Origin of the sequence: Collinsella sp. SGI.033, from assembly GCF_050315135.1 — a bacterium.
Classification (GTDB): domain Bacteria; phylum Actinomycetota; class Coriobacteriia; order Coriobacteriales; family Coriobacteriaceae; genus Collinsella.
The window spans coordinates 1-4,590 of sequence record NZ_JBNPOK010000040.1; the positions used below are offsets into that span (position 1 = coordinate 1).

Genomic DNA, 4,590 nt, shown 5'->3' on the forward strand with positions numbered 1-4,590 from the left:
CACTACGTGCGGCGGGGGTTCTTTCGTCCTGCGGAATGTCCGCGAAGGTTAGCCCCCAGATCCTGCTACGACTACGTCCTCGGATTGTGGGGCTGAATGAAGGACGTGGCTGAGGGGGCCTTTTGCCCCTTTCGCTGTTTCGCGGCTTTGCCGCGAAAGTCGCGCTACTTTGGGGATGGATGGAGGATTTGGCTGTTGCCGCTTCTTATCCCTTTGCTTTTTCGCGGCTTTGCCGCGAAACGCGCAGCACCTTGGGAAATGCATTGATGCGTGGGCGGGGCTGGATTGCGGATTCAAATGGCTAGAGAGATATGGGTGCGAACGAGAAATCGTTATTGGGGTCATCCTTTTCCATAAACTCATCGAGACAAAACGTCATGTAGATTGGAACGTACAGAACCTTGCCCTCTTTGCTGAGATTCTCGTGGCTCAGTACAACGGCCTCGGGAATTTTGTACTCGCCTACACTCATCAGACGATCGAGGGCCGCATGCGCTCGAACTTTCTTGCCCGATTTGACCTCGATTGGGACAACATGCCCGTGGGCGCCTTCGATCACAAAGTCAACTTCACCGACCTCACGCGTTTGGTAGTACCATGCATCCGCCCCGAGGGCAACGAGTTCCTGCGCGACCACGTTCTCATAGAGACCACCAAGGTTGGGAGTTTTCATATCAAGATAGACAGCGCGTGCAGTGCTACCGGGGTATCGCGATGCGAGCATGCCTGTATCAGACTCGTATAGTTTGAAGGCTGTCGTTTTCTCCGTCCTCTTGAGAGGACTCCGTGGCTCCGTCACCCTGGCGACCATCAATCCAACACCTGCGTTAACAAGCCACAGGAAATCCTGCTCATATTTTTTAAGGCGAGCTCCCTCACCCAGAGACGAAACAACAAAGCGATGAGACTCCGCCTCAAGCTGAACGGGAATTTGCTCAAAAATCGACCGAACGTTAAACGCTCGAGTCGATGCATATTTTGAGATATCGCTTTTGTACTGATCGACCAACTGAGTTTGAAGCTCACGTGTGCTCACGAGCGAATAACCCGAATCAATATAATTCTGAACGACCTCCGGCATGCCGCCGCAAACGATATAAGCTCTATAGTTCTTGAGCATCGCCTCATGAATATAGTTTTCGACAGGATGTTTCTCGACAAGGCAGCTGCGAATGCCTGCAAGCACATTCTCGCTAACGCTGTTTGCCCAACAAAACTCTTCAAAATCCATCGGGCGCATAACAATGTGCTCTACATACCCCACCGGAAAAGAAGAGATCCCCTTAAACTCAGTCCCAAGCATAGACCCCGAGAAGACATAGCTAAAGCGCCCATCCTCGACCAACGCCTTCATGAGTGTAACGATCTGCGGATACTCCTGAATCTCATCGACAAAGACAAGCGTCTCGCCCTCAACAAGCGGCGCATCCGCAAGAAGGGCTACGCGGTTGATAAAGTCAACGGAGTTCTTTGCGCCAACAAGTGCATTCCTTGCTTCGATATCGAGTAGTAAATTGACCTCAAAATACGAAGCGTAGTTGCTTTTTCCAAACGCGCGAATCGCATAGCTCTTGCCGATCTGACGCGCACCAGTAACAAGTAATGCCTTATTGGAGTTATTCTTCCAGCTCAAAAGCCTATCAGTGACCTTACGGCGTAGCATTAAACCCCCAAATGACAAAAATTGACAGATAGAATCGCCTAAAATCATACAAAAATTGGCAGATAATAACGTCGTAAATATACAAAAATTGGAAGATAGCAAAGGTCCGATAAGGTCTCAAAGCCACTGAAACAGCGCTCTACTTTGCGAAGGGGCTGGGGACGCTGTTGCGTGCGTCTCCAGCCCTCTGATTCTTACTTTGGGTCCCGTGGTGGGACTATGTTGGTGCTACCTGGCTGTTTTTACCTTGTCTCGCCGCTCTCTGTGCGTAGGCGGTAGCCGTGGACGAGGTCGCTAATAGCCGGCCAGGGAATCTGGCGGTCGACCCAAAATTGGAGCTGGACCAGATAGCGCTCAGTGGCACGGGTGAGGGCCGCGAACTGTTCGTGAGTCTCTACCTGGGCGTAGAGGTCGCGGCTGTGGGCGAGGATTGCCGTAGTGTCATCCATTTTGCCGGTGACGTCAAAGGCGCCCGAGAACCAGTCGCACAGGCGCGCGGCGCTGTTGTTGATCGTTGCGAGGTCGGCGGTGCCGTCGTTGGCGTTTTCGTTGGCCTGGGCTCGCAGGAGGGAGAGAGCGTCGGCGGCGTTCATACAGTAGCCGACGGTGAAGTTCCAGACGGCGAATTCGCGGCCGGTGTCGAGCTTGCGGCGGCGCATGTAGTCGATGTCACAGGGTTCTTCGAGCATCATTTGGTCGGCGAGGGCCTCAAGTGCAGTGGTGTACTCGGCAAGGTCGAGTGTGAGCAGGGTGTTGATATCCATCATCTTGAGGCCTCCGTTTCGATCTCGACGATTTCGTTTTTAATGTACATGCCCTGGTTGTCCCAGACATTGCGGCAGGCGGCGGCAAAACGCTCGCGGTCGGCTTCGCAGATGCGGGCGAACATGCTGCAGGTGCCAAAGGGCTCGCACACGTCAAAGAAGATGCAAATTGACGACCAGCCACCATACCAGCTCACGGCGCCCGCCGGCTCGTGAAAGACGGGGTTCTCGATGTGCTCGTAATTGGCGATGGGGCCCGATACGGGATAGGTTACCTCGGCATCGCAGATCTTGGCCGAAAAGATACGTGACTCGACCGGACAGGACGATTCGAACAGCTTGCATGCCTCGGGAGCCTTGTCCCAGAGCATGTCGGCGAGAAACGTCTCGCCATTTAGCGTGATCTTGAGCATTTTTGTCATAGTAAGGACCTCCTCAATCCGTCGCTCAAGGGGTTCGCTGGCGGATAAGGAGAAGACAGCAGCGGGGTCGCCGAACCCAAACTTCACGACAGATCTCTGTCGCCCCAGCCCGTGCTGTTCCTCGCTAAAGTACCATGCCGCAATTGCGCGCGCAATATCAGTTTTTGAATTTCTGGAAGCGGCAATCGACGAGACGGCTCGCCGGCTACCGGCCGACGCGCGGTATGAACACTTGTCTATTCCTTAAGTTGGATGAAAAACGCCATGTTATTGCAGGGCTGCATACTCGTCCAATTAGTGCATAGAATCTCGTATAGTGCGAGTAAGATATTGCGCTGTCTGTTTTGTGTTTAGCAAAGATATAGTCTGCATAATCTGGTCTAATCCCTGCTCTATCAAAATAAAGTCGCACGTAAATAGCTTAGATATGCTTGAGCTGGGCATCTTTACGCTGAACGGGTAAAAACGACCGTTCACCGTTCAACTGTTTTCAAAATGAATAAAATGAGCGATAAAGAGAATATAAACCTTAATAAACTCGCGTATTGCACGGACGTGGGTTATTAATGGGATGTAGGCCTTTTACAGAAAGGATTCCAGCAATGTCTAAGCCTCTTGGCAAGCCCGATCGTATTGTCGTCGCCCTTGGCGGCAACGCCCTCGGCAACAACCCCGTCGAGCAGATCGAGGCCGTGAGCAACACCGCCCACGCACTCCTTGGTCTCATCGAGCAGGGTAACGAGATCATCATCACCCACGGCAACGGCCCGCAGGTCGGCATGATCCAGAATGCCTTCGCTGCCGCCCACGACGCCATCGGCACCCCCGAGATGCCGCTGCCCGAGTGCGGCGCCATGTCCCAGGGCTACATTGGTTATCACCTGCAGCAGGGCATCGGTCGCGAGATGCACAAGCGCTATAAGCGTTGGCACGCCGCCACCGTCGTCACCCAGATCGAGTGCGATCCGGATGATCCCGCGTTCAAGAACCCAACCAAGCCGATCGGCCCCTTCTACACCGAGGAGCAGGCCAAGGAGTTCATGGCCGAGGATCCCTCCAAGGTCTTCGTCGAGGATTCCGGCCGCGGCTGGCGCCGCGTCGTCGCCTCCCCCGATCCCAAGAAGATCGTCGAGGCCGACTCCATCCTCAACCTGCTCGACAACGAGTTCATCGTCATCGCCTGCGGTGGCGGCGGCATTCCCGTCGTCCGCGACTACGAGAACAAGGGTTGCTACAAGGGCGTTCCCGCCGTCATCGACAAGGACCTGGGCGGCGAGCTGCTGGCCGAGGACTGCGACGCCGACGTCCTGTTCCTGCTGACCGCCGTTGAGCATGTCGCCATCAACTTTGGCAAGCCCAACCAGGAGGAGCTCGAGGACCTCACCGCCGACGAGGCCGAGCGCCTGGCCGACGAGGGCCAGTTCGGTAAGGGTTCCATGGAGCCCAAGGTCCGCGCTGCCATCAAGTTCGCCCGTTCCCGCAAGGGCCGCACCTGCATCATCGGCGCCCTGGACAAGGCCGCCGAGACCATGGCCGGCCTCTCCGGTACCCGCATCCACGAGTAGCCTCTACTCTGTTGCCTCTCTTGTGGGCGCCAGGCAAAGCGCCCACAAACTAGCCTCTCTTCATGAGCCCCGCAGTCCGCTCCGACTGCGGGGCTTTTGCTATTCACCTAGTCATTGGGGACGTTCTCTAAAGGTCGCATCGATCAGCAGCGGGAAACTGTATCCCAGAATCGGCG

Annotated in this window: 5 protein-coding genes; 2 read left to right on the forward strand and 3 right to left on the reverse strand. The window is 55.1% G+C overall.

Features of this window, described 5'->3' with window-relative positions; genetic code table 11:
• Positions 1-122 precede the first annotated feature (122 nt).
• Complete coding sequence (locus ACQRC0_RS08555; RefSeq protein WP_427729279.1) at positions 123-305, forward strand: hypothetical protein; 183 nt, start codon at positions 123-125, stop codon at positions 303-305.
• Here the strand turns inward: ACQRC0_RS08555 and ACQRC0_RS08560 are convergent.
• From ACQRC0_RS08560 to ACQRC0_RS08570, 3 genes are all read right to left on the reverse strand, one after another.
• Entirely contained in the window at positions 302-1,633 is a 1,332-nt protein-coding gene (locus ACQRC0_RS08560; protein WP_427729281.1) for an ATP-binding protein, read from the reverse strand. The genes ACQRC0_RS08555 and ACQRC0_RS08560 overlap by 4 nt on opposite strands.
• A gap of 272 nt (positions 1,634-1,905) precedes the next feature.
• The gene (locus tag ACQRC0_RS08565) at positions 1,906-2,430 is read right to left on the reverse strand and encodes a hypothetical protein (protein WP_427729282.1); all 525 of its coding nucleotides are present in this window, start codon (positions 2,428-2,430) and stop codon (positions 1,906-1,908) included.
• Entirely contained in the window at positions 2,427-2,849 is a 423-nt protein-coding gene (locus tag ACQRC0_RS08570; RefSeq protein ID WP_427719521.1) for a hypothetical protein, read from the reverse strand. The genes ACQRC0_RS08565 and ACQRC0_RS08570 overlap by 4 nt, the downstream gene beginning before the upstream one ends.
• A gap of 602 nt (positions 2,850-3,451) precedes the next feature.
• Here ACQRC0_RS08570 and arcC point away from each other — a divergent pair.
• Entirely contained in the window at positions 3,452-4,414 is a 963-nt protein-coding gene (gene arcC, locus ACQRC0_RS08575) for a carbamate kinase (protein WP_006235166.1), read from the forward strand.
• The last annotated feature ends 176 nt before the right edge of the window (positions 4,415-4,590 follow it).

Bases quoted from the DNA above. Each gene is read 5' to 3' on its own strand.
- ACQRC0_RS08565 (WP_427729282.1), bottom strand. From the start codon at position 2,430: ATGATGGATATCAACACCCTGCTCACACTCGACCTTGCCGAGTACACC.
- arcC (WP_006235166.1), top strand. From the start codon at position 3,452: ATGTCTAAGCCTCTTGGCAAGCCCGATCGTATTGTCGTCGCCCTTGGC.
- ACQRC0_RS08570 (WP_427719521.1), bottom strand. From the start codon at position 2,849: ATGACAAAAATGCTCAAGATCACGCTAAATGGCGAGACGTTTCTCGCC.